The sequence below is a fragment of the Amycolatopsis vancoresmycina genome (genome assembly GCF_000716785.1).
Classification (GTDB): domain Bacteria; phylum Actinomycetota; class Actinomycetes; order Mycobacteriales; family Pseudonocardiaceae; genus Amycolatopsis; species Amycolatopsis vancoresmycina.
Genome location: NZ_JNYY01000008.1, coordinates 18,337 through 42,897, shown reverse-complemented (window position 1 = coordinate 42,897; position 24,561 = coordinate 18,337). Strand labels below are relative to the sequence as shown.

Genomic DNA, 24,561 nt, shown 5'->3' with positions numbered 1-24,561 from the left:
GAAGAGTGCGGGCGTGACCGATGTCGACGACCTCCCGTTCCTCCGCAAGCAGGCCCGGACCCAGCGCTTCACCCTCGGCGCGCCGAAGGAGTTCCGGGTCGACCCGGACGGCTCCCGCGTGCTGTTCCTGCGCGCGGAGTCGGGCACCGACCCCCGGCACAGCCTGTGGTCGGCCGACCTGGCGACCGGCGCCGAGACGAAGCTCGTCGACGCCGCCGAACTGCTGCCCGGTGAGGAGGAGCTGCCCGCCGAAGAGCGCGCGCGGCGCGAACGGGCCCGCGAGACCGGCGGCGGTGTCGTGCACTACGGCGTCGACGCGGGTTTCACCGTCGCGGTGTTCTCGCTCTCGGGGAAGCTCTACACGCTGGACCTCGCCTCGGGCGAGGTGACGCTGCGCGTCGACGGCGCGGTCATCGACCCGCGGCCGAACCCGGCGGGCACGCACGTCGCCTACGTCCAGAACCGGCGGCTGCACGTGCTGGAGCTGGCCACCGGCGACGACCGCGTGCTGGTCGAGGAGGAGGGCGAGGACATCGCCTGGGGCCTCGCCGAGTTCATCGCCGCGGAGGAGATGGACCGCACCCGCGGCTACTGGTGGGCGCCCGACGGCCGCAGCATCCTCGCCGAGCGCTCCGACCGCGGCCCGGTGCCGCGCTGGACCATCGCCGACCCGGCCAACCCGCAGCACCCGGCGAACGTCGTCGCCTACCCGGCCGCGGGCACCACGAACGCGCTGGTGTCGCTGTCCGTGCTCGGCCTGGACGGCTCACGCGTCGACGTCACGCAGGGCGACTGGGAGTACCTGGCCTCGGTGCACTGGTCGGCCGGCGGTGCGCCGCTGCTCGCCGTGCAGCCGCGTGACCAGAAGCGGATGGACGTCCTCGCCGTGGACGTCACCGACGGCTCGACGTCGACGGTGCACACCGCGGCCGACCAGCACTGGATCGACATCGTCGGCGGCGTCCCGGCGTGGACGCCCGACGGCCGCCTCGTCGTCGAGGGCATGGTCGACGGCGACCACCGGCTGTTCGTCGGCGGCGAGGCCGTCACCCCGGCCGGGCTGCAGCTGCGGGCCGTCCTCGACGTCGGCGCCGAGATCCTGTTCAGCGCCTCGGAAGCCGACCCGACCCAGATCCACGTCTTCCGGACCGAGGGCTCGTCGGTGCGCCGGTTGTCCACTGTGGACGGCGTGCACGTCGGCGCCGGGTCCGCCGCGGTCACCGTGCTTTCTTCATGGAGCCTGGACTACAGCGGCCCGCGCGTCTCGGTGCTGCGCGACGGCTCGCCGGTCGCGACGATCTCCTCGTCCACTGTGGACCCGGACATCGTGCCGAACCTGACCTGGCTGACGCTGGGCGAGCGCGGCCTGCGGGCGGCGCTGCTGCTGCCGCGCGGGTACGAGCCGAGCGAGGGCAGGCTGCCGGTGCTGCTCGACCCGTACGGCGGCCCGCACGCCCAGCGCGTCATGCAGAGCCGCAATGCGTTCCTCACTTCGCAGTGGCTGGCGGACCAGGGGTTCGCGGTGCTCGTCGCGGACGGCCGCGGCACGCCGGGCCGCGGCGCGGTGTGGGAGCGCGAGATCCACGGCCGCCTCGCCGACGTCACGCTGCAGGACCAGGTGGACGCGCTGCAGGCGGCGGCCGCGTCGTACCCGGAGCTGGATCCGGAGCGGGTGGCGATCCGGGGCTGGTCGTACGGCGGCTACCTGTCGGCGTTGGCGGTGCTGCGCCGTCCGGACGTCTTCCACGCGGCGGTCGCGGGCGCGCCGGTCACCGACTGGTCGCTGTACGACACGCACTACACCGAGCGCTACCTCGGGAAGCCGCAGGACGAGGCCGAGAGCTACGCGCACAACTCGCTGATCGAGAGCGCGGGCGAGCTGAGCCGGGCGCTGCTGATCGTGCACGGCCTGGCCGACGACAACGTGTTCGTCGCGCACGCGCTGCGGCTGTCGTCGGCGCTGCTGGCGAAGGGCCGGCCGCACGTCTTCCTGCCGCTGGCGGGCGCGACCCACATGACGCCGCAGGCCGAAGAGGTCGCGGAGAACCTGATGCGCACGCAGGTGGACTGGCTGCTGCGTGAACTGTCGGCCGTCGAGAAGGAGAACGCATGAGCCGCTGGGGCCTCACGATCCCGCTGACCGGAGTTCCGCTCACGGCGCACCGCGAGCTGGTCGAACAGCTGCCGGACCTGGGCTACACGGACGCGTGGACGGCCGAGACGGCGGGCACGGACGCGTTCACGCCGCTGGTGCTGGCCTCGCAGTGGGCACCGCAGCTGCGTCTCGGGACGGCGATCGTCCCGGTGTACACCCGCGGCCCGGGCTTGCTGGCGATGCAGGCGGCGACGGTGGCGGAGCTGGCCCCGGGCCGGTTCGTCCTCGGCATCGGCGCGTCGTCCCCGGTGATCGTGTCGAGCTGGAACGCGGCTTCCTTCGATGAGCCCTTCGCGCGTTCGCGGGACACGCTGCGCTTCCTGCGTTCGGCGCTGGCGGGCGAGAAGGTCAGCGAGAAGTACGAGACGTTCGCGGTCTCGAAGTTCCGCTTGGAGCGCCCGGCGGACCCACCACCGTCGATCATGCTGGCGGCGTTGCGCCCGGGCATGTTGCGCCTGGCCGCACGCGAGGCGGACGGCGCGATCACGAACTGGCTGGCGGCTTCGGACGTGCCCCGGGTGCGCTCGGTGATCGGCCCGGACGTCGAGCTGGCGGCCCGGATCTTCGTGTGCCCGACGGAGGACGCGGAGGCGGCTCGGGGGCTGGGGCGGATGCTGATTTCGAGCTACCTGACGGTCCCGGTGTACGCGGCGTTCCACGAGTGGCTGGGACGCGGGGAGGCGCTGGCGCCGATGCACGAGGCGTGGGCCGCGGGGGACCGGCAGAAGGCGAACCAGGTGATCCCGGATTCGGTGGTGGACGAGCTGGTGATCCACGGGAGCGTGGAGTCGTGCCGGGAGCAGGTCCAGTCCTATGTGGACAACGGGCTGACGACGCCGATCATCGCGCTGCTGCCGACCGGGGAGGACCCGTTCGAGCAGGTGCGCGGCCTGGCACCACGCTGAGCAAGATGGCGGTCCTCCCCGCCGGTGGTGTGCTTGACCGGCGGGTCTTCCCTTACTTGATTCCCGTGTTCGGTTTGTTCTGTCCTGTCTCGGGTGACGGTGGCTGACTCGCGGGCGTGGAGTTGCTCTGCGGCCCGGCGATGATCGTGAAGACGAGCGCGATGACCGCCGAAACCGGTGCCACTGCCGCGGTGATCCGGGACGGCAGATTGCTCACCCCATACGCCGCCATGCCCTGTCGCAAGGTCAGGTACCTTGCTGCGCCCAAATCCCGCAAGGTGCGGATGTCCATGGCGAGCCCCAGAAAGAACAAGACGATCGTGAACACGGCGCCGTCGATCAACTCGTCCACGTCACCGGTCCCGCCGGTGAGCTTCGACGCCAGGAACACGCAGATGGGACCTACAGCGTTCGCGACTGCCAGCGGCAGCACCTTGACAAATCCACGTTTACCCGGCAGGTACTGCCAATAGAGGCCGAGTGCCGCCGCGGCCAGCACCCAGCCCGCCGCCGTCCAAACGATGTCGCCGGCGTACTGCAGGATCAGCGAATCGGGCGAAGCGGCGGTGAGGTCGGCGCTTGCGACTTTGCGGGAGAAGTAGACGACCACGGCGACTGTGACCCCCATCCACCACGAGAACCTGACCATGGTCCTCATGTTCTCGTAGGGGGTCCTGCCCGGCCCCAAAGCCAGGACGACGTCGACCGGAGTGACCTGCTTCGGCAACTTCGGGTGGCGGGGTGCAGCCGGTCCGGCTGCGTGCTTGAGCCATCGCGTCGCGTCCCGCCGGACAGCGGCGTCGCCTTGCTGGGTCGCGTAGTCGCGAATTCTGCCGCCCGAGGGGAGCGTGGAATCGAGCAGCGGCTTCCCAGCCCGGCAACACAGCCAGTACACCAACGCTCCGAGCAGCCAGAAAGGCAGCTCGAATCCATAAATCGTGAGACTCCACGTGACCGGGCCGGCCACGAAGAGGGCCAGCGACAGGTACCAAAGCAGGGAGCGGTCGGCATCACTCTTGTGTTGGAGCACGGTCCGAGCGAGAACGTACACGGCGACTGCCGGCAGCGCGCCGAAGATCCACAGCCAGGCGCCAGGAAGTCCCCACAGCGTGTAGCGGAAGATGCCTCGGAGGACACCGGTAGGCCCCGGATCGTTGATCCACTGCTGGAGCGAGTCGTTGTGCAAGGCGGTGATCACCCGCTCGAGGACCAGAGCGCCGGTCACGACCGACGTTACCGGCCAGACCCACCATGCACGTCGCGGTCGTTTTCCGTTCGACCGGGTCAACGAACGAAGGGCGTCGACGAATCCTGCCACTGCGAGAAGCAGCACGACGAAGACCATCGCGGTTTCACTCAACCGGAGGAAAAGGGCATCGTCCTCCCATCGGCCGGTGAAGGCGACATTGTCCCCCAGTACCCAGCCGAACGCCAAGGTGGCCACGAGTACCGGCACCGCGGCGAACAGCGGCCTCCGCCGGACGCCGGAGCAGCGGGCTAACACCAAGACCGCCAGGCCGACGGCGATGTCGGCTGCCCAGGCGGCGGTCGACCAGTCCGGCACCCGGTCGCCCTGTGCGGCGAGGATGGCGCGGGTGATCTGGATACCGAGGCCGACGAACTGGATGATGAGCACCGCAATGGTGACTCGCCGCGCGCGTCGGGCGAGTTTGTCACCGTCGTCGGACAGATGCTTGCGGATGCGCCGGATGAACAACAGGATCACGGCCGGGAATGCTGCTGCGCTTACCGCGTCGACACCTTGCACCATAAGGTCACCAAAGGTCGATCCGTGCCAGACGTAGACCGTCGTACGGACGTCCGGGGTCAGCTCGGTGATGGCCAATTCCTTCTGGTCGTCCATTGGCGAAGTCGTCCCGTAATACCAGGTCACCTCGCCCGGCTTCGCGTCGTGGGGCGGCCAGGGCTGCGGGACGGAGGAGGCGAGCCAGTGCACCGGCGCCGTGATGGTGACGTTCCACGAAGTGGACCGGCTGAGCCCGCCACGAGAGACGACGGCCAGTCGCCACGGCTTCGCCCGTTCGACGTTCAGGTCCAGCATTCCGACGGCGCCGTGGCCCGACTGCACCAGTTCCGTCCAGACGTGGTCGTGCACCACCACGTCCCCATCCTCCACCGTGATCGTTGGCGGCTCGTTGCGGTACACCGAGAAGTCGGTCGGGTAGGCACCAAGGAGACAGCGGAGTGCCGACCGGTAGTCGCTGTGGTCCGGATCGCCGAGGAGGTCGTCCGCGCGGTTCCACATCCGCGGGGCGCGGATCACCACGTCGCTGCTGATCCGCGGGTAGTCGACGTTGTCCGTCTCGACCGCGGCCCGCACGGTAACGGCGGCGCGCGGGTACTCGTCGAGAGTGCAGTCCGGTGTGGATTCGGTTTTCTGCGCGGCCTCGTGCTGCTGCAGGCCCTCGACCGTGGCGACGACCGCAACCCCCACCGCGGCCACCGCCACCGCGATGGCCCACCGGGTCACCGTGGTGCGCGCGCGTTTCGAGAGCCACCGTCGACGGGTGCTTTTTCCCATGACACCCAAGTCGCCGCACCGGAGCGGCGTGTTAAAGGCGATAGCGGATCGTGACTGACGGCGGATTGGGGCGCGATCAGGACCAGATCACGGTGGCCAGTGCGAGCCCGGCGGCGCCCGAGGCCAGGCCTGCGGCCACCGTAACCACCACGTTCAGCACCGCGTACAGGCGCGTCTTCTCCAGGAACAGCCGGACCGTCTCGTAGCCGAACGTCGAGAACGTCGTCAGGCCGCCGCAGAACCCCACCGCCAGCAGCGCCCGCACCGACGACGGCTCCGCGCCGTGCAGGAGCCAGCCGCTCAGGAAGCCCAGGATGAACGAGCCCACGATGTTCACCGTCAGCGTGCCGAACGGGAACGGCGAGTCGCGCCACTGCTGGATGCGGCGATCCGTCAGGTAGCGCAGCACCGACCCCGCCGCTCCGCCCAGGGCCACCAGGACCAGCGTCACTCCGTCCGCCCCACGTAGCGGACCACCTCGACCTGGTCGAGCGTCACCAGTCCCTCGCCGATCAGCTCGTCCAGCTGGGGCAGGAACGCCCGCAGCTTCGCCTCCTCGTCGATGATCACGATCACCACGGGCAGGTCCTCCGACAGCGACAGGATCCGCGTCGTGTGGATCAGCGACGACGCGCCGTAGCCCTCGACGCCGCGAAGCACCGAAGCGCCGGCGAGGCCGGCGTCGCGGGCTCGGCGGACGATCTCGTGGTAGAGCGGCTTGTGGTGCCAGTGGTCGTCTTCGCCGAGGTAGATCGTCAGGCGCGTCGCGGGTCCGTCCATCAGCGTCCCTTTCGCACGGCTCGCGTGGCGGTGAGACCCGCGGCGACCGCGGTCAAGCACAGCACCAGCGAGGCCAGGGCGTAGGCCAGCGAACCCAGTATGCGCCCGGTCGTGGCCGCGTCGAGGGTGTCCGTCACGAACGTGGAGAACGTCGTGAACCCGCCGAGGATCCCGACGCCCAGGAACGGCCGCAGCAGGTGGTGGGGGCGGGCCGTGGTGGTCAGGATCGCCATCAGGACGCCGATGAGCAGGCAGCCGAGCACGTTGGTGAGCAGCGTCGCGAGGGCGAACTCCCCGCGCGCGTGCGGGATCGCCACGGACAGGCCGTAGCGGGCGAGGCTGCCGAGCGCGCCGCCGGCGCCGACCACCAGCAGGACGTCCCACCGGGGCACGCTGATCACCTCCTCCTCGCGGTGAACCTACTCCCGATGGCCGACGCGTCCCCGCCACCCGGTCGAGCATGCTGGACGGGACCGGATGACAGGCAGCCGTCGGTCGCCGTACTGTTGCTCAGCGTAGGCAAGGCAACCCTAAGGAAGGCGGGGCACATGCGGGCAGACGGGCTGGCCGGTGGCGAGGGCGGCGCGGACCGCCTCGGCGAGCTGATCCCGGTGGCGCTGCGCGCAATGGCGGCGGGCATCGCGGAACGCGGCGGCCCGGTCCCGGCGGGCGGCCCGGCCGCGGTGGCAGCGGCCCTGGTGGCGGAGGGCGGCGAGCTGGGCCAGGTGACGGCGGGTTCGGGACCGGAGAAGCTCGCGCCTGCCGCCGACACGCAGGTGGCCGGGCTCGGTGCGCCCGTCCCCAGCGCCGAACCCGTGGCCGCCGAGACTGGTCCGCTTCTGTCGGCCGGTTTGCCTCGGACCGGAGTCGGCGCCGAAGCCGCGCTCGAACACCTCAGCCGGCTCCTCGCCGCCGGTTCCGCCGATCCTGCCGATCCCTCCTGCGCCGCCCACCTGCACTGCCCGCCGCTCGCGGTCTCCGTGGCCGCCGATGTCGTCGCCAGTGCCCTCAACCCCTCCATGGACTCCTGGGACCAAGCTCCCGTCGCCAGCGAACTCGAGCGTGAATTCACCGCCGGAATCGCCCGGTTGTGTTACCCCCACGCCGAAACCCCCGACGCCGTCGTGACCACCGGTGGCACCGAATCCAACCTCCTCGGCCTGCTCCTGGCCCGCGAACGCAACCCCCGCGCCCAGCCCGTCTGCGGCGCCAACGCCCACCACAGCGTCGCCCGCGCCGCCTGGCTGCTCGGCCTGCCCGCCCCCGTCGTCGTCCCCTGCGAAGGCGACCGCCTGCTTCCCGCGGCCCTCGACGGCGTCCTCACGCCGGACTCCGTCGTCGTCGCCACCGCCGGGACCACCAACACCGGCACCCTCGACCCGCTGCCCGAAATCGCCCGGATCTGCCGACGACACCTGGCCCGGCTGCACGTCGACGCGGCCTACGGCGGCATGGCCCTCTGCAGCGCCACGCTCAAGACCAAACTCGACGGGCTCGAACTGGCCGACTCCGTCGCCCTCGACCTGCACAAGTTCGGCTGGCAGCCCGTCGCCGCCGGGCTCTTCGCCGCCCGGGAGGCCGCCGACCTCGCCGCGCTCACCGTCCGTGCCGAGTACCTCAACGCCGACGACGACACCGAAGCCGGCCTGCCCGACCTGCTCGGCCGGTCGATCCGGACGTCGCGGCGGCCGGACGCCTTCCGGATGGCCGTCACCGTGCACGCGCTCGGCACCGACGGCCTCGGCGCGCTCGTCGAACGCTGCTGCACCACCGCCGGCGAGGTCGCCCGGCTGGTGTCCGGCCACCCGGGCCTGCGGCTCTGGGGCCGGCCCGAACTGTCCACTGTGGTCCTCCGGCCGGTCGTCGCCGACGAGGCGGGTGACGAAGCGGGTGACGAGCTCGTCGCCCGTGTCCGCCGCGCGCTGCTCGAAGCGGGCACCGCCGTCGTCGGCCGGGCCGCGCTGCCGACCGGGCCGGGCGGCGAGAACCAGCTGTGGCTCAAGCTGACCCTGCTGCACCCGCACACCACCGCCGAGGATTACCGCCCGCTGCTCGACCGGATCGCGGCCACGGCGGGGGCCGAACTGGTGGCCGGCCGGGAAAGCCCGGTCGCTTCGTGAGGCACCACCACCTCGCCGGCATCGGGATCGGACCGTTCAACCTCTCGCTCGCGGCCCTCGCCGCCCCGGTCGGCGGCCTGGACGCGGTCTTCTTCGACGCGCGCCCGGAATTCCGCTGGCACCCCGGCCTGCTGGTCGAGGGGGCGACGCTGCAGGTGCCGTTCCTGGCCGATCTCGTCACCCTGGTCGACCCGACGAGCCCGTTCTCCTTCCTCAGCTACCTGCGCGACCGCGGGCGGCTGCTGCCGTTCTACTTCGCCGAGCGGTTCCACCTGCCGCGCGCCGAATACGACGACTACGGCCGCTGGGCCGCCGCCCGGCTGCCGTCGTGCCGGTTCGGCCACGAGGTCACCGGCGTCCGCTGGAACGACGCCGAGACCGCGTTCGAGCTGACCGTCGCCGGGGCCGAGCCGGTGCTCGCCGACGCCGTCGTGCTGGGCGTCGGCTCGGTGCCGTCGGTCCCGGAGCCGCTGCGCGGGCTGGTGGACGATCCGGCCGTCCCGGTGCTGCACTCGGCCGACTACCTGACCCACCGGAACGCGCTGCTGGCCGCCGAGAGCGTCACGGTGGTCGGCTCCGGGCAGTCCGGGGCCGAGGTCGTCCTCGACCTGCTGCGCGCCCGCTCCACTCTGGACGGCTTGCGGTGGCTGGCCAGGACACCGGCGTTCGCGCCGATGGAGTACTCGAAACTCGGGCTGGAGCAGTTCACCCCCGACTACACCGCGTACTTCCACGGCCTGCCGGAAGCCGTCCGCGACCGGCTGCTGCCCGCGCAGTGGCAGCTGTACAAGGGCATCGACACCGAAACGATCGGCGCGATCCACGACGAGCTCTACCGCCGCAGCATCACCGGCCCCTCCGGCGCGGTGCTGACCCCCGGCGTCGAGGTCGTCTCCGCGTCCACTGTGGACGGCGGGGTCGAGCTCGGCGTCCGGCACGCGCAGCAGGGCCGCAGCGCCACCCTGCGCACCACTGCCGTCGTCGCGGCCACCGGGTACGCGGAGACGCCGACCGGGCCGCTGCTGGCCGGGCTCGGCGACGCCGTCCACCGCGACCAGCGGGGCCGCCTGGTCGTCGACGCCGGCTACCGCGTCGCCCTCGACGTGCCCGGGCCGCTGTTCGTGCAGAACGCCGAGCGGCACACCCACGGCCCCGGTGCCCCCGACCTCGGTCTCGGCGCCTGGCGGGCGGCCGTGATCCTCAACGCCGTGTGCGGCCGGACCGTGCACGAGCTGCCCGACCGCACCGCCTTCACCACGTTCGGCCTGGAGGACCTGTGACCCTGGATGAGGCGGCCGCCTGGCGCGCGGCCGGCGCCCTGATCACGCACAAGATGCTCGGCGAGCTGTCCTACGAGCACATGCTGGAGCCGGTCGCCGACGGCGACGGCTACCGGCTGGACCTCCCGGACGGCGTCACCTACACCTTCCGCGCCCGGCGCGGCGCCTTCGAGGCGTGGACGGTGGAACCGGGCAGCGCGCGCCGCCTCGGTGCGCCGGTCACCGATCCGCGCACCCTCGTCGTCGACGCCCGCGCGGTCCTGGGACTCGGCGGCCTGCGGCTGGCGGACGTCCTGGCCGAGCTGACCGCGACGGTCACCAACGAAGCCACCCGCCTGCGCCGCGCGCCGACCGCGGCCGCGTTGTCCACAATGGACTACAATCTCGCCGACGGTCACCTCGCCGGCCACCCGCGGCTGGTGCTCAACAAGGGCCGGGTCGGGTTCTCCGCCGCCGACCGCGCCCGGTACGCGCCGGAGGCCGGGGCCGGCCTGCGGCTGCGCTGGTTCGCCGTCCACCCCGCCCACGCCGAGTTCCGCTGCGTCGGCGACCTGAGCCGGGACGCGCTGCTGGACGCCGAACTCGGCGAGCAGCGCGCGGAATTCGCCGCGAAGGCGCCCGAGGACTACGTCTGGGTGCCCGTGCACCCGTGGCAGGCCGACGAAATCGTCGGCACGCTCTACGCCGCCGAGCTCGCCACCGGCGTCGTGATCGACCTCGGCGAGAGCGCCGACGCCTACCGGCCGCACCAGACGGTCCGGACACTGGCCAACGTGAGCACGCCGGGCCGCCACGACGTCAAGACCGCCGTTTCGGTGCGGAACACGCTCGTCTACCGCGGGCTCAACTCCGCGGCGACGCTCGCCGGGCCGTCGGTGACGTCGTGGCTGCGCCGGATCAGCGCCGCCGACCCGCTGCTCGGCGAGAAGTACCGGTTCGGGCTGCTCGGCGAGGTCGCGAGCGTGTCGGTCAAGCACCCGCTGTTCGGGCACCTCGAGGAGCTGCCGTACCGGTTCCACGAGACCCTCGGTGCGCTGTGGCGCGAACCGCTGCCGCCGGGGGAGCGCGCGATCTCGTTCGCCGCGCTGCCCTACCGCGGGCCCGACGGCGTCTCTGTGCTGGCGCACCTGATCGGCGGCGGGGACGCGGTGGCGTGGCTGACGCGGCTGTTCGACCTGCTGCTCACGCCGCTGCTGCAGTGGCTGCTGCGCCACGGCGTCGGGTTCTGCCCGCACGGCCAGAACCTCATCCTCGTCGTCGATCCCGCCGGGTTCCCGCAGCGGGTGCTGATCAAGGACTTCGCGCAGGGTGTCGACCTGCTCGACGAGCAGCTCGACAGCTACGCGTCCCTTCCGCCCGAGGCTGCGGCGGACATGCTGCGCTGGCCCGCGCACCTGCTGGCCCAGTCGCTGTTCAGCTCGGTGTTCTCCGGGCAGTTCCGGTTCTGGGCCGAGCTGCTGCTCGACGAACTCGGCCTGGCGCGGGCCGCTTTCTGGGCGCCGGTCAGGGAAGTCGTCCGCCGCTACCGCGACGAGAACCCGGATGTGGCTGCGCGCTTCGATGCTTGCCGCCTGTTCGCGCCGGATGTCGAGCGGGTGACGCTGAACCGGGAACACTTCGCCGGGCAGGGCTTCGACAAGGTGGAGCGGGACGACGAGTTCGACGTTCGCTGGGGCCGGGTGCCGAATCCGCTGCACTCGGCGGATCCTGGTGGGGCGTGGTGACGGCGTTCGCGCGGCCTGCTGGGCCGCGGTCCCTTGCCGCTCGGCGTGCGGCGGCCGCGGCGGGTGAGGGGGTGCTGCGCGGGGTGCTTGCCGAGGACGGTGCCCGGCTTCTCCTGCTCGTGCCCGATCCGCATGCGCGGTTCGCCGCGGTCGAGGTTGCTGCGCCGTTTGCCGCTTCGGTGCTTGATGAGGGTTATGGCGTCTGCAGCTATGTTTTCGCGTGGACGCCGTCGCGGGATCCGCTGCCTGCGGCCGGGGTGCTGGGTGGATATCTGGAAGGGTTCGGCGATCTGAGGGTGCGGGTGGATGCTGCTTCGGCGGTTCCGCTGGGGGATCGGACCTGGGCTGTTGTGTGCGATGCCGAATGGCCGTCAGGGGCTGCTGCCGAGCTTGCTCCGCGTGAGGTGCTGCGGGGGCAGCTGGCGGCTTTGGAGGGGCTGGGGTTGGTTCCTTCCGTGGGGATCGAGCACGAGGTCGTTTTTCGGGATGCTGACGGGCCTCTTACCTCGCATGGTGTCGACTACGCTCTTGGTGGGACCGAGCGGTTGATGCCGTTGCTTCGTGATCTGCGGGTTGCTTTGGATGATGCCGGGCTGGGTGTGGAGAGCGCTCGTGCCGAGTGTCATCCGGGGCAGTATGAGATCGTGCTGCGGCATCGGGATGCTCTTGCTGCTTGTGATGATGTTCTTCTGCAGCAGCTTCTTGTTCGGCGGGTTGCGGGGCGGCATGGTGTTACCGCTGATTACCTTGCTGCGCCTGAGGTTGGGCAGGGTTCGTCGGGGCATGTGCACTTGTCTTTGTCTGCTGTGGATGGTTCGGAGCCGGATCTGCTGGGTGGGTTTCTTGCTGGTGTGCTTCGGGATGCTCGGGCGTTGACTGCTGTTTGGGCTCCTACCTGGAACAGCTATGTTCGGTTGCGGACTGCTCCGTTCTCTCCGCGGGAGGTTCGGTGGGGGTATGACGATCGGACCGCTTCGGTTAGGGTTGCTGGGCCTTCCTCCTCTCCTCGGTTGGAGTTTCGGTTTGCCGGGAGTGATGCTCAGCCGCATCTTGTTGTTGCTGCTTTGCTTGCTGCTGGGCGGTTTGGGTTGGAGGAGGATCTCGCTCCTCCTGAGCCGGGGGTGGTGGTGGGGTCGCTGGCTGGGTCGCCTTGGGAGGCTCTGTCGTTGCTTCCGCGGGTTGGGGAGTTGCTGGGGGGTGATGTTGGTGGTCAGCTTGAGGCTTTGCTTGGTGAGGAGATTTCTGCTGGGCTGGATTCTGTTACTGACTGGCAGCGGTTGCGTGGTGCTCTGCGGTCGTGAATTTCTTCCGTTTTACAACCCCGAAGCCTGATTGTGACTACGGGCGGCGGCGGTTTGTCAAGGCGGGAAAGCGTGCCTTGACAAACCGCCGCCGCCCGTGTTCTGGCTTCGGATCGGGGTTGCGGGGGGTCTGGGTTTTCCTGTTGTTGCTTGGTGCTGTTGGCTGCCCGTTTTTTTACTTCGGGTGGATGTTCTGGTTGATGTGGAACACGTTTTCCGGGTCGTACCGGTGCTTCACCGCTGCCAGTCTCTCGTAGTTGCCTCGGTAGGACGCTTTCACCCGGTCTTGGCCCTCCTCCATCATGAAGTTCACGTACGCTCCGCCTGCTGATGTCGGGTGCAGCTCCTCCCAGTAGTTGCGTGTCCATTGGGCGATCGCTTCAGCGTTCTCCGGGGCTGGGTCCACTCCGACGATCACTCCTGACCAGCCGCCTTCTCGGTGGGGGAATGCCGTTGCGTCCGGGGATACCCTGGCTGCCGCTCCGTCGATCGGGTACAGGTGCATCGACGAATGCATTGTCGGCAGTGCCTCGCCGTGCTTCAGGTGGATTTCGATTGCTGCGTCCGAGATCTCGTGGAACACGTCCGCTCGCCAATACCACTGCAGGCCCGCTGGGTACAGGGCGTCGAATGCTCCCTGCAGCGCCGTGTACGGCATCTCCTGCAGGCCCACCAGCAATGGTGCGCCGAAGTCGCGGACCGGGGCCAGGACCTCGTCCGCCTTCGCGTGCGCTCCCGTGTAGCACCACACGATGCCGCACGCCTTGCGGCCCCACAGGTGCTCGGGGAACGGTGGGGCCGGGGGTACCGTCAGGAGGCCGAACCAGCCGTTGAGCTCCTCCGGCAGGGATGGCAGGAGCTCGCGGTACCAGCGCAGCACCTCCGGGGTGTCGGCCAGGTCGTAGAGGACCGGGCCGGCGATCACCGAGCCGTGCTCGCCGATGTCGTGGCAGCGGAACGTGAACGATGTCACCACGCCGAAGTTGCCGCCGCCGCCGCGCAGGGCCCAAAACAGGTCCGGGTGGGACGACTCCGATGCCTGGACGAACGAGCCGTCCGCCAGGACGACGTCCGCGGCCAGCAGATTGTCGATCGTCAGGCCGAACCTGCGGGCCAGGTAGCCGATGCCGCCGCCCAGGGTCAGGCCCGCCACTCCAGTCGATGCCACGATGCCCGATGGGGTTGCCATGCCGAACGCCACCGTGGCGTGGTCGACGTCGCCCCACGTGCAGCCGGCGTCCGCGCGGACCGTGTGGTGCACCGGGTCGACCGTGGTGCTGCGGAGGTTCGACAGGTCGATGACCAGCGCGTCGTCGGCGACGCCCAGGCCGCCCGCGTTGTGGCCGCCGCCGCGGACCGCCAGGTCCAGGCCGTGGTCGCGGCCGTAGCGGACGCAGGCCACCACGTCGGCCGCGTCGCGGCAGTAGGCGATCGCCGCCGGGTGTTTGTCGATCATGGCGTTGTAGACCGCTCGGGCTTCGTCGTAGCCCGGGTCCGCCGGTGTGACGAGTGTGCCGCGCAGCGTGGCGGCCAGTTGTTCGTGCGGCAACGCGGTGGTGGTCATGGTGCCCCTCTCGGAGGTTTCCGGTTCGAGGCGAACGTAGGCAGCGGGCGTTCGCGAAGCGTTCGGTCCGTTCAGGACGGCTGCGTGACGGCCAGATCCGCTTCGCAGCGCCGCAGCAGGGCGACGCTGTCCTGCGCGCGGGCCAGCTCCGCGGCGGCCCGCAGGCGCGGCACCGGGTCGGGGTCGTGCGCGGCCCGTCGCCGCAGCACCTCCGGCAGCCACCACCGGTCGTCGCGGGCCTCTCCGGCCGCGAGGGCCGCGTCCAGCGTCGCGCGGGCCGCCTCCGGCGCCGACAGCTCGGCCACCAGCGTCAGCCAGTACGGCATCCGGGCGAACGAGCCCTCGGCCTTGAGGTGTGCGACGCCGTCCTGGGCCGCGGCCAGCCCGGCCGCGCCGCCGTGCGTCCAGCCGCCCAGCACCAGCGCCCACTCCCGGTAGTAGGCGAACCCGTACCGGCCGCACAGCTCGTGCAGCTCCGCCACGGCCGCCGACAGCGACGGCCGGTCGCCCCGCAGCTGGTGGGTGATCGCCGCGTAGGCCAAAGCGATGGTGAGGCTGTACGGGTGGCTCGCCGCGCGGGCCCGCTCGACGGCTTCGGTGCTGCTCGCCACCGCCGCGGCGTCGTGCCCGAGCAGCCAGTGGGCGTGCGCCGCCCAGGCCGGGCCGTGGATGTCCGGGCGGGTGCCGATCGGCCACGTCGACGCGCCGCGCGTGCGCTCGGCGCCCAGCTCGAAGTGCCGCAGTCCCTCGGCCGGGCGGCCCAGGCTCACCGACGAGCCCGCGACGATGAAGTGGGCCGAACCGCTCAGCGCCGGGTTCGTGCCGGGGGCGACCAGCGTGAGCGCGCGTTCGGCCGATTCGTGCGCCAGCGCGGTCCGGCCCTGGACGAACCGGGACGACCACAGCTCCAGCAACGCCGTCAGCGCGGAATCCTTGCTGCCCACGGCTTCCGCGAGCGCGAGCGACCGCTCCAGGGTGCGCTGCAGCTCGGGGGAGGAGTAGCCCTGGTGGGCGTTGAGCGGCCCGGCGAGCGCTTCGAGGACGGCGAGCTCCGCGCGGTCGCGGTTGCCGCTCGGCGGGCGCGCGCGGACCAGCGTCAGCGCCTCCTTCAGCAGCCGGATCGCTTCGGCGTGGGCGAAGGTGCGCGCGGCGACGGCCGCGGCCCGCTGGTAGTGCTCGACCGCGCGGTCCGGGCGGCCGCCACGGGCGTACTGCTCGGCCAGCTGCGCGGCGACGGCGTCCGGGTCGGCGGCGTGCAGCAGCTCCATGCCCTGGGCCAGCCGCCGGTGGAGCAGCCACCGGCGCGGCGGGCTGACCTGCTGGTAGGCCGCGTCGCGCAGTAGGTCGTGGGTGAAGTCGTAGCCACCGCCGACCTCGCGCAGGATCCGGCGGCGCCACAGCTCGTCGACCGCGTCGACGACGGTGTCCGCGTCCAGGTCGCTCGCCTCGGTGAGCAGCTCCAGGGTGCAGTCGCGACCGGCCGCGGCGGCCAGCCCGGCGACCTCCCTGGCGGCCGGGCCGGGCTGTTCGAGCCGGGCCCGCAGCACCCCGGACAGCCGTCCGGCCGGCGGGGCGCCGGTGCGCAGGGCTTCCACGACGTACAGCGGGAAGCCGCCGGTGGCCGCGTGCAGCAGGGTTCGGTCCGATGCGGACAGCGGGCGCCCGGCGACCGCTTCGCCGAGGCGGGCCGTGCCGTCGGCGTCGAACGGCCGCAGGGGCAGCTCGGTCAGCTTGCCGTCGTCGCGCAGCTGGGTGAGCCACGTTTCGGCGCCCCCGTCGCGCAGCGTCGCGGCGACCAGCAGCGGCGCGTCCGGGCGGAGCCCGAGGCAGAAGGTGACGAACGCGCTCGTCTCTTCGTCGCACCACTGCGCGTTGTCGAGCACCAGCAGGACCGGCCGCCCGCCGGCGGTGAGCGCCCGGGCCAGCCCCTCGAAGAACCGCAGGCGCTGCCACGCGTCGACCGTCGGGTGCCCGCCCGCGACCGGCGGCGAGGCCGGCAGCAGCCGCTCGACCTCGGCGCGCCACACCGGGTCCAGCGACGCCGCCGCCCGCTGCACCCCGGGGGTGCGCAGCCAGTCGGCCACCGGGGCCAGCGGGAGCCGGCCCGCCGAGCCGAAGCACCGGCCGGTGGCCACGACGGCGCCCGCCGCCCGCGCCAGCCCGGCCAGCTCGGTGACCAGCCGCGTCTTGCCGACCCCGGCGTCGCCCCGGACGAGCACGACCCCCGCGCGGCCCGCCGCGGCCGTGCGCCAGGCTTCGCTGAGGCGGGCCAGTTCGGCGTCCCGGCCGACGAGCCCGGGCGCCGCCGCCCGCCGGACGTCGGGCTCGGACCGGGCGAGGAGCCGGCGCAGTGCCGCGCGGGTCGGCTCGGCGGGCCCGACCCCGAGCTCGCGTTCGAGGACCGACGCGCACCGGTGGTAGGTGCTCACCGCGCCCGCCCGGTCACCGGCGTCGGCCTGCAGCCGCATCAGGGTCCGGTAGCCGGTCTCCTCCAGCGGGCGCAGCCGGATCCGGCGGCGGGCGGCGGCCAGCGCGGTGGCGCTGTCGCCCGGCGTCCGGCAGATCAGGTCGCACAGCTCGACGCACTGGCGGTCCAGCTCGGCGCGGGCGGCGAGGACCCAGTCGTCGGCCAGGCCCGGCAGCAGGTCGCCGCGGTAGGCGGCGAGCGCGGCCTGGGCACCGGCGAGGACGTGGGCGGCGTCCCCGGCGGCCAGCGCGGCCCGGCGGGCGGTGTCGAACTCCCGCACGTCCACCCGGCTCGACGGCGTGTCACGCCAGCAGAGGTCCCGCCCCGTGACGACCAGGGACGGCAGTTCGCCCAGCACCTGGCGCAGCTGGTGCAGCTCGCGGCGCAGGTTGGTCAGCGCCTGCGCGTCGGTCGAGTCCGGCCAGAACAGCCCGGCGATCACGCGGCGCGGCTGCGCCAGGCCGGCGTGCACGACGAGGTAGGCCACCAGCGCGACCGACCGCGGCGACCGCGTCAGCACGGCACCGGTCGCGTCGTCGGCGATCACCTGCTCGCCCAGCAGCGAAACCCGCAGCACCGGCCCACGCTAACCCCGCTGCGGCGGTGTTGGCGGATCTTCACCGGTGGGGGGTTGCGCCGGGGCCGCCGGGTGCGCAGGCTCGACTCGTGAGCGAGCACGAGTACGACCTCATCGTCATCGGTTCGGGCCCCGGCGGGCAGAAGGCGGCCATCGCCGCGGCGAAGCTCGGCAAGAAGGTGGCGGTCGTCGACCGGCACGACATGGTCGGCGGGGTGTGCGTCAACACCGGCACCATCCCGTCCAAGACGCTGCGCGAAGCGGTGCTCTACCTGACCGGCATGAACCAGCGCGAGCTGTACGGCGCGAGCTACCGGGTCAAGCAGGACATCACCATCGCCGACCTGCTGGCGCGCACCCAGCACGTCGTCGGGCGCGAGGTCCAGGTCGTGCGCGCGCAGCTGATGCGCAACCACATCGACCTGGTCGACGGCACGGGCTCGTTCGCCGACCCGCACACCGTGGTCGTCGAGGGCCGCCACCGCGGCGACCGGCGCACGCTGTCGGCCGACCACGTCGTGATCGCCACCGGCACCCGCCCCGCCCGGCCGAAGCAGGTCGACTTCGACGCCGCCCGCGTGCTCGACTCCGACGAGATCCTGCGGCTCGAGCAGATCCCGTCGTCGCTGGTCGTGGTGGGCGCCGGGGTGATCGGCATCGAGTACGCGTCGATGTTCGCCGCACTCGGCTCGCGGGTCACCGTGGTCGAGCAGCGCGACCACATGCTCGACTTCTGCGACCCGGAGATCGTCGAGTCGCTCAAGTTCCAGCTGCGCGACCTCGGCGTCACGTTCCGCTTCGGCGAGAAGGTCGCGGACGTGGCGGTGTCCGCCGACGCGACGATCACCACGCTGGTGAGCGGCAAGCGGATCCCGGCCGACGGCGTGATGTACTCGGCCGGCCGCCAGGGCATGACCGGCGAGCTCAACCTGGAGGCGGCCGGCCTGGCCGCCGACGAGCGCGGCCGGCTGGTGGTCGACGAGAACTACCGCACGCAGGTACCGCACATCTACGCGGTCGGCGACGTGATCGGCTTCCCGGCCCTGGCGGCGACGTCGATGGACCAGGGCAGGCTCGCGGCGTACCACGCGTTCGGCGAGCCGGCGAACGAGCTGGGCGCCCTGCAGCCGATCGGCATCTACACGATCCCGGAGATTTCCTACGTCGGCGCGACGGAGGCCCAGCTGACGTCGTCGTCGGTGCCGTACGAGGTGGGCATCGCCCGCTACCGCGAGCTGGCCCGCGGCCAGATCACCGGCGACAGCTACGGGATGCTGAAGCTGCTGGTGTCCACAGCGGACCGGAAGCTGCTCGGCGTCCACGTGTTCGGCACGGGCGCGACGGATCTGGTCCACATCGGACAGGCGGTGATGGGCTGCGGCGGCACGGTCGACTACCTGGTGGACGCGGTGTTCAACTACCCGACGCTGTCGGAGGCGTACAAGGTGGCGGCGCTGGACGCGACGAACAAGATCCGGGCGCTGGACCGGTTTTCGTCCTGAACCGCCCCACCGGCCACAGGTGGCCGGTCCGTGACCTGGTTCCCCGGTCTGCGTGGATGTCACGATGGCTCACCGCTTCGCGCGGACGGGGACGCCTTCCCCGCCCCAGCAGTCACATCAGCACCACGTGATCCACTGCCCCCGAACCGGTTTGACACTCGTCTAGAACGTATGTTCGACTGGCGCCGTGCGATGGGATCGGCAGCGGACAGGGGAGGGTGAACCGGCACTGCCCGGGCTGGAGGGCCTGGTGCGATCGGTGCGGTCACCGGAATTCGACGGCGTCACCTTTCACGAGGTGCACGCGCGGTCGGTGCTGAACAAGGTGCCTGCCGGGTCCGGGGTGCCGTTCGGCTGGACCGTCAACCCCTACCGCGGCTGCTCGCACGCCTGCACCTACTGCCTCGAAGGCGGCACCCGGATCCTCATGGCCGACGGCCGGACGCGGGCGCTGTCGGACCTGGAGGTCGGTGACGAGATCTACGGCACCCGGGGCCACGGTGCCGCCCGGCGGCTGGTGCCGACCCGGGTCGAAGCCCACTGGACCACCCTGCGCGCCGCCTACCGCGTGACGCTCGACGACGGCACCCGGCTCGTGGCCGGCGGTGACCACCGGTTCCTCACGAGCAAGGGGTGGAAGCACGTCACCGGCAGCAAGTTCGGCGCCGCGCAGCGGCCGCACCTGACGCCCGGCACCGAGCTGATCGGTGTCGGCCGGTTCGCCCCGACCCCCGACGAAACCCTCGGCTACCGGGCCGGCTACCTCTGCGGGATGCTGCGCTCCGGCGGGTTCGCCGCGGAGCCGGACGCCGCCGCGCGGGCGCTGGAGTACCTGCCGGACTTCGGTGCGTCGGTCGGTTTTCTCAAGGTGCCGCCGGATCCGGACGCCCACTGGCAGCGCGGGTTCCTCGCCGGCGTCTTCGACCTGGCAGGCGGCTACGGCCGCGGCGTCCTCGCGGTGGCGCACGACGAGCCCGAAATCACCGACGCGTTCACCGCCGCGCTCGCCCGCTTCGGCTTCGCCCACCAGCTGGACGAGGTGCCGAAGTTCCCGACGCGCCAGGAAATCCGCCTGCTCGGCGGCGTCGGCGAAGTGCTGCGGTTCCTGCACGTGAGCAACCCCGCCGTGGCTTGGAAGCGGTCGCTCGAAGGCGCGGCGATCGGGGCGAGCCGCCGCCGCGTGGAAGCGATCGAGGCGCTGGGCCTGCAGCTGCCGCTGTTCGACATCACCACCGGCACCGGCGACTTCGTGGCCGACGGCATGGTTTCGCACAACTGCTTCGCCCGGAACACCCACACCTACCTCGACTTCGACGCCGGCCGCGACTTCGACACGCAGGTGGTCGTCAAGATCAACGCGCCGCAGGTGCTGGCCGCGCAGCTGAAGAAGCCGTCGTGGCGGCGCGAGCCCGTCGCGATGGGTACCAACACCGACCCCTACCAGCGCGCCGAGGGCCGCTACCGGCTCATGCCGGGCATCATCACGGCGCTGGCCCGGTCCGGCACGCCGCTGTCGGTGCTGACCAAGGGCACGGTGCTGGCGCGGGACCTGCCGCTGCTGAAGGACGTCTCCGCCGATGTCCCGGTGGGGCTCGCGGTGTCGATCGCGCTCCTCGACGAAGAGCTGCAGCACCGTCTCGAGCCCGGCACGCCGAGCCCGCGGGCGCGGCTGGAGCTGGTCCGCAAGGCCCGCGACGCCGGGTTGCCGTGCTCGGTGCTGGTCGCGCCGGTGCTGCCGTGGCTGACCGACTCGGCCGAGGCCCTGGACGCGCTCTTCGCCCAGCTTGCCGACGTCGGCGCGTCGAGCGTCACGGCGTTCGCGCTGCACCTGCGGCCCGGCGCCCGCGAGTGGTTCGGCCGCTGGCTGGCGGGCACGCACCCGGAGCTCGTCCCGCGGTACCGCGAGCTGTACGCGCGGGGGAGCTACGTGCGGAAGGCGTACCGGGAGCGGCTCGCGGAGCGGGTCGCGCCGCTGCTGCGGCGGCACGGCCTGGCCGCCAAGACCGGCTTCGACCTGCGCGGCCCGGCGCCCGCCGCGCCGGCGGACGTCCCGGCGGAGCAGCTGCGCCTGCTCTGACGGTCCTTTTCGGACCCACCGGGTGACGCGCTGCGCCGTTCGGGGGCGGTGTCTTCGGTTTGCAGCAAAATGTCCGGTCGTGTCGTTGTCGTCGTGTGTCACCGGCGCCTAACGTCGAAGGGATCGATCCCGGAAGGAGCCGGCCGTGACGACCTCGCAGACCGACCGCGTCGCGGCGGCCCGGCTCGCCTGGGCCGCCCTCAAGCTGACGCGGGCCGGCCGGCACCCGGTGGGCGTCGACCGGCTGGCCGCGACGGTCGGCGTGCCCCCGGCCGAAGCCCGGCGGCTGGTCGAGCTGATCGGCTTCACGCTGCACCGCGACCTGGTCTCCACCGGGCCGGCCCCGCGCGGGGCCCACCACCGCCTCGAACCGGCCGAAGGCACCCTCGGCGCCGGCCCCGACGGCACGGTGGACATGTTCCTGCTGGCCATCGCCACCGGCGAGCGCGTGCACGCGACGGCGACCTGCCCGGTCACCGGGACCCGCATCCGCATCGAGCTGACCTCCCACGCGATCCTGCTGGTGGACCCGCCGTCGGTGGTGGTCGCGGCGGTCGACCTCGGCTTCGGCCTGGACGGGGCCGACGCGGTGGCGTGCGCGGGCCAGCCGTTCTTCGCGTCGGCGTCCGCGGCGGCGAGCTGGCTGGTGGCGAACCCGGGCGGGCGCATCTACCAGGTGCCCGCCTACCTGGCCCAGGCCCACCGGCTGGTCGCGGCGCTGGAGATCCGGCCCAAGTACGTCCTCTGACCACCGCGCGGGAGTGGCCTGCCGACGCCGTAGGCTGGGGGGTTCAAGCAGCGTGCACACCCATGTCGAAGGAGAGCAGTCGCAGTGCTCCGCACCCATCAAGCCGGCACCCTGCGTGCCGGACAGGCCGGACAGACCGTCACCCTCACCGGCTGGGTGGCCCGGCGGCGCGATCACGGCGGCGTCATCTTCATCGACCTCCGCGACGCCAGCGGCGTCGCCCAGGTCGTCTTCCGCGAAGGCGAGATGGCCGAGCGCGCGCACGCGCTGCGCTCCGAGTTCTGCGTGAAGATCGTCGGCGAGGTCGCGAAGCGGCCCGAGGGCAACGCCAACGCCGAGATCCCGACCGGCGAGATCGAGGTCCTCGCGACCGAGCTCGAGGTGCTCTCGGAGTCCGCGCCGCTGCCGTTCCCGATCGACGACCGCGTCGACGTCGGCGAAGAGGTCCGCCTCAAGCACCGCTACCTCGACCTGCGCCGCAGCGGCCCGGCCGCGGCCATGCGGCTGCGCAGCGAGGTCTCCCGCGCCGCGCGCGAGGTGCTGCACGCCCAGGACTTCGTCGAGATCGAGACCCCGACGATGACCCGCTCGACGCCCGAAGGCGCGCGCGACTTCCTGGTCCCGGCGCGGCTCAAGCCCGGCTCCTGGTACGCGCTGCCGCAGTCGCCGCAGCTGTTCAAGCAGCTGCTCATGGTCGGCGGCATGGAGCGGTACTACCAGATCGCCCGCTGCTACCGCGACGAAGACTTCCGCGCCGACCGGCAGCCGGAGTTCACCCAGCTCGACATCGAGATGAGCTTCGTCGAGCAGGACGACGTCATCAAGCTCGGCGAGGACATCGTCGCCGCGCTGTGGAAGCTGATCGGGCACGAGATCCCGCGGCCCATCCCGCGCATCACCTACCACGAGGCGATGGCCAAGTACGGCTCCGACAAGCCGGACCTGCGCTTCGACCTCGAGATCACCGACATGACGGAGTTCTTCGCCGACACGCCGTTCCGCGTGTTCCAGGCGCCGTACGTCGGTGCGGTCGTCATGGCGGGTGGCGCCGACCAGCCGCGCCGCCAGCTCGACGCGTGGCAGGAGTGGGCGAAGCAGCGCGGCGCGCGCGGCCTCGCGTACATCCTCGTGAACGAGGACGGCACGCTCGGCGGCCCGGTCGCGAAGAACCTGTCCGAGACCGAGCGCGAGAACGTCGCCGCCGCGGCGGGCGCGAAGCCGGGCGACTGCATCTTCTTCGCCGCGGGCAAGGCCGCGTCGACGCAGCCGCTGCTCGGCGCCGCGCGCGACGAGATCGGCAAGCGGCTCGGCCTGATCGACGAGAACGCCTGGTCGTTCGTGTGGGTCGTCGACGCGCCGCTGTTCGCGCCGGTCGAGGACATCGGCGACGACGTCGCCGTCGGCTCCGGCAAGTGGACCGCGGTGCACCACGCGTTCACCTCGCCGACCCCGGAGTGGATCGACAAGTTCGAGCAGGACCCGGGCAACGCGCTCGCCTACGCCTACGACATCGTCTGCAACGGCAACGAGATCGGCGGCGGCTCGATCCGTATCCACCGCGGCGACGTCCAGAAGCGCGTCTTCAGCCTGATGGGCCTCGGCGAGGAGGAGGCGCAGGAGAAGTTCGGCTTCCTGCTCGACGCCTTCGCCTTCGGCCCGCCGCCGCACGGCGGCATCGCGTTCGGCTGGGACCGGATCGTCATGCTGCTGGCGAAGGCCGACTCGCTGCGTGACGTGATCGCGTTCCCGAAGACCGGCGGCGGCTACGACCCGCTGACCGCGGCGCCGGCGCCGATCACGGCGCAGCAGCGCAAGGAGGCCGGGATCGACGCGAAACCGGCCGCCGCCCCGCAGAACTAGTGCTGCACCTCAGGGCCGTGTGCCCGCAGGAGAAGACCGCTTCGGCGCTCGGCATCCTGCGGGCGCACGCCGGCACGGCACACCTGGTCGTGCACCGCGGCGCCGCCGTGGAACCGGCGGGTGACCTGGTCGAGGCCGACATCGCGCGTGAGGCGGCGGACGAGATCATCGACGCCCTGTGCGCGCTCGACCTCGACCACACCGGCGGCATCACCCTGGAAGCGCTCGACACGGCGCTGTCCGACGCCGCCGACCGGGCGGAAGAGGCGGCGCCGGGCGAAGCCGCCGACGCCGTGGTGTGGGAGGAGCTGGTCGCGCGCACCGGGGAGGAATCCCGGCTGAACGTGACGTTCCTGGCCTTCCTCACCATCGCGTGCCTGCTCGCCGCGGTCGGCGTGCTGACGAACTCCGCGGTGACGATCGTCGGCGCGATGGTGGTCGGCCCGGAGTTCGGGCCGCTGGCCGCCCTCGCGGTCGGGCTCGTGCTGCGCCGATGGGACCTGGTCCGCCGCGCGGCCGCGGCGCTGGGGATCGGCTTCCCGCTGGCGATGGTCGTGACGCTGGGCGGCGCCCTGCTCGTGCGCGCGACCGACGTCTTCGGCGCGGACGCGTTCCGGCTGGAGCGGAACCACGACGTCGACTTCGTCTTCTCCGTCGGGGTGCCGTCCCTGGTCGTCGCGATGCTGGCCGGCGCCGCCGGGATGCTCGCCATGACGTCGGCGAAGTCGGCCGCGCTGGTGGGCGTGTTCATCTCCGTGACGACGGTGCCGGCCGCGGGGTACGCGGTCGTCGCGGCCGTGGCGGGGGAGTGGAGCCGGTGTCTCCAGTCCGTCGGGCAGCTGCTGGTCAACCTTCTCGGAATCGTTGCAGCAGCGGCCATTGTGTTGATCGTGCGCCGGAATGGGCAACGTTCAGCGGTGGGAACGCGTCCGCTTTCACGGGGGTGACCCGGGTCCGGG

At 71.9% G+C, this 24,561-nt stretch carries 17 protein-coding genes; 11 read left to right on the top strand and 6 right to left on the bottom strand.

From position 1 onward, the window contains the following. The first annotated feature begins 13 nt into the window (after positions 1-13). The gene (locus OO60_RS20000; protein ID WP_033262000.1) at positions 14-2,113 is read left to right on the top strand and encodes a S9 family peptidase; all 2,100 of its coding nucleotides are present in this window, start codon (positions 14-16) and stop codon (positions 2,111-2,113) included. Beyond that, complete coding sequence (locus OO60_RS19995) at positions 2,110-3,060, top strand: LLM class F420-dependent oxidoreductase (RefSeq protein ID WP_003061888.1); 951 nt, start codon at positions 2,110-2,112, stop codon at positions 3,058-3,060. The genes OO60_RS20000 and OO60_RS19995 overlap by 4 nt, the downstream gene beginning before the upstream one ends. A gap of 52 nt (positions 3,061-3,112) precedes the next feature. Here OO60_RS19995 and OO60_RS19990 read toward each other — a convergent pair whose 3' ends face one another. The 4 genes from OO60_RS19990 to OO60_RS19975 form a co-directional block, all read right to left on the bottom strand. Beyond that, the gene (locus OO60_RS19990) at positions 3,113-5,602 is read right to left on the bottom strand and encodes a DUF6185 family protein (RefSeq protein ID WP_155848835.1); all 2,490 of its coding nucleotides are present in this window, start codon (positions 5,600-5,602) and stop codon (positions 3,113-3,115) included. Positions 5,603-5,678: 76 nt separating this feature from the next. Beyond that, positions 5,679-6,053: a fluoride efflux transporter CrcB gene (gene crcB / locus OO60_RS19985; RefSeq protein ID WP_003061883.1), complete on the bottom strand. Its 375-nt coding sequence runs from the start codon at positions 6,051-6,053 to the stop codon at positions 5,679-5,681. After that, positions 6,050-6,382, bottom strand: coding sequence for a DUF190 domain-containing protein (locus OO60_RS19980; RefSeq protein WP_003061881.1), 333 nt, complete (start codon positions 6,380-6,382; stop codon positions 6,050-6,052). The genes crcB and OO60_RS19980 overlap by 4 nt, the downstream gene beginning before the upstream one ends. After that, the gene (locus OO60_RS19975; protein ID WP_003061878.1) at positions 6,382-6,783 is read right to left on the bottom strand and encodes a fluoride efflux transporter FluC; all 402 of its coding nucleotides are present in this window, start codon (positions 6,781-6,783) and stop codon (positions 6,382-6,384) included. Before OO60_RS19975 ends, OO60_RS19980 begins: the two co-directional genes overlap by 1 nt. Positions 6,784-6,930: 147 nt before the next feature. Between OO60_RS19975 and OO60_RS19970 the strand changes: the two genes are divergently transcribed. The 4 genes from OO60_RS19970 to OO60_RS45465 are packed head-to-tail and all read left to right on the top strand — an operon-like array spanning position 6,931 to position 12,807. Continuing rightward, entirely contained in the window at positions 6,931-8,502 is a 1,572-nt protein-coding gene (locus OO60_RS19970) for a pyridoxal phosphate-dependent decarboxylase family protein (RefSeq protein ID WP_003061875.1), read from the top strand. Beyond that, complete coding sequence (locus OO60_RS19965) at positions 8,499-9,782, top strand: lysine N(6)-hydroxylase/L-ornithine N(5)-oxygenase family protein (RefSeq protein WP_003061874.1); 1,284 nt, start codon at positions 8,499-8,501, stop codon at positions 9,780-9,782. Before OO60_RS19970 ends, OO60_RS19965 begins: the two co-directional genes overlap by 4 nt. Beyond that, positions 9,779-11,506 carry an IucA/IucC family protein gene (locus OO60_RS19960; protein WP_003061873.1) on the top strand — a complete coding sequence of 576 codons (1,728 nt, stop codon included), beginning with the start codon at positions 9,779-9,781 and terminating at the stop codon, positions 11,504-11,506. The genes OO60_RS19965 and OO60_RS19960 overlap by 4 nt, the downstream gene beginning before the upstream one ends. Continuing rightward, positions 11,503-12,807 carry a type I glutamate--ammonia ligase gene (locus OO60_RS45465; RefSeq protein WP_063749406.1) on the top strand — a complete coding sequence of 435 codons (1,305 nt, stop codon included), beginning with the start codon at positions 11,503-11,505 and terminating at the stop codon, positions 12,805-12,807. The genes OO60_RS19960 and OO60_RS45465 overlap by 4 nt, the downstream gene beginning before the upstream one ends. A 175-nt stretch (positions 12,808-12,982) precedes the next feature. On the opposite strand, the gene OO60_RS19945 is transcribed toward OO60_RS45465, so the two are convergent. Next, positions 12,983-14,371 carry an FAD-binding oxidoreductase gene (locus tag OO60_RS19945; protein ID WP_003061871.1) on the bottom strand — a complete coding sequence of 463 codons (1,389 nt, stop codon included), beginning with the start codon at positions 14,369-14,371 and terminating at the stop codon, positions 12,983-12,985. Between the two features lie 71 nt (positions 14,372-14,442). Then, complete coding sequence (locus OO60_RS19940; RefSeq protein ID WP_033261863.1) at positions 14,443-17,415, bottom strand: ATP-binding protein; 2,973 nt, start codon at positions 17,413-17,415, stop codon at positions 14,443-14,445. A gap of 89 nt (positions 17,416-17,504) precedes the next feature. Here OO60_RS19940 and sthA point away from each other — a divergent pair, with 89 nt between their 5' ends. The 5 genes from sthA to OO60_RS19915 all read left to right on the top strand — a co-directional run bounded on the left by sthA (position 17,505) and on the right by OO60_RS19915 (position 24,549). Beyond that, a complete protein-coding gene (gene sthA, locus OO60_RS19935) occupies positions 17,505-18,917 on the top strand; it encodes a Si-specific NAD(P)(+) transhydrogenase (protein WP_003104025.1) in 1,413 nt (470 codons plus the stop codon). A 187-nt stretch (positions 18,918-19,104) separates the two neighbouring features. Continuing rightward, positions 19,105-20,994, top strand: coding sequence for an intein-containing Rv2578c family radical SAM protein (locus OO60_RS19930; RefSeq protein WP_209441389.1), 1,890 nt, complete (start codon positions 19,105-19,107; stop codon positions 20,992-20,994). 145 nt (positions 20,995-21,139) lie between these two features. Continuing rightward, positions 21,140-21,742, top strand: coding sequence for an organomercurial lyase (gene merB / locus OO60_RS19925; RefSeq protein WP_033261861.1), 603 nt, complete (start codon positions 21,140-21,142; stop codon positions 21,740-21,742). Between the two features lie 84 nt (positions 21,743-21,826). Continuing rightward, complete coding sequence (gene aspS / locus OO60_RS19920; RefSeq protein WP_003075330.1) at positions 21,827-23,602, top strand: aspartate--tRNA ligase; 1,776 nt, start codon at positions 21,827-21,829, stop codon at positions 23,600-23,602. Continuing rightward, positions 23,602-24,549, top strand: coding sequence for a DUF389 domain-containing protein (locus OO60_RS19915; protein WP_003075335.1), 948 nt, complete (start codon positions 23,602-23,604; stop codon positions 24,547-24,549). The genes aspS and OO60_RS19915 overlap by 1 nt, the downstream gene beginning before the upstream one ends. The last annotated feature ends 12 nt before the right edge of the window (positions 24,550-24,561 follow it).

Bases quoted from the DNA above. Each gene is read 5' to 3' on its own strand.
- OO60_RS19990 (WP_155848835.1), bottom strand. From the start codon at position 5,602: ATGGGAAAAAGCACCCGTCGACGGTGGCTCTCGAAACGCGCGCGCACC.
- OO60_RS19945 (WP_003061871.1), bottom strand. From the start codon at position 14,371: ATGACCACCACCGCGTTGCCGCACGAACAACTGGCCGCCACGCTGCGC.
- OO60_RS19980 (WP_003061881.1), bottom strand. From the start codon at position 6,382: ATGGACGGACCCGCGACGCGCCTGACGATCTACCTCGGCGAAGACGAC.
- OO60_RS19995 (WP_003061888.1), top strand. From the start codon at position 2,110: ATGAGCCGCTGGGGCCTCACGATCCCGCTGACCGGAGTTCCGCTCACG.
- OO60_RS19970 (WP_003061875.1), top strand. From the start codon at position 6,931: ATGCGGGCAGACGGGCTGGCCGGTGGCGAGGGCGGCGCGGACCGCCTC.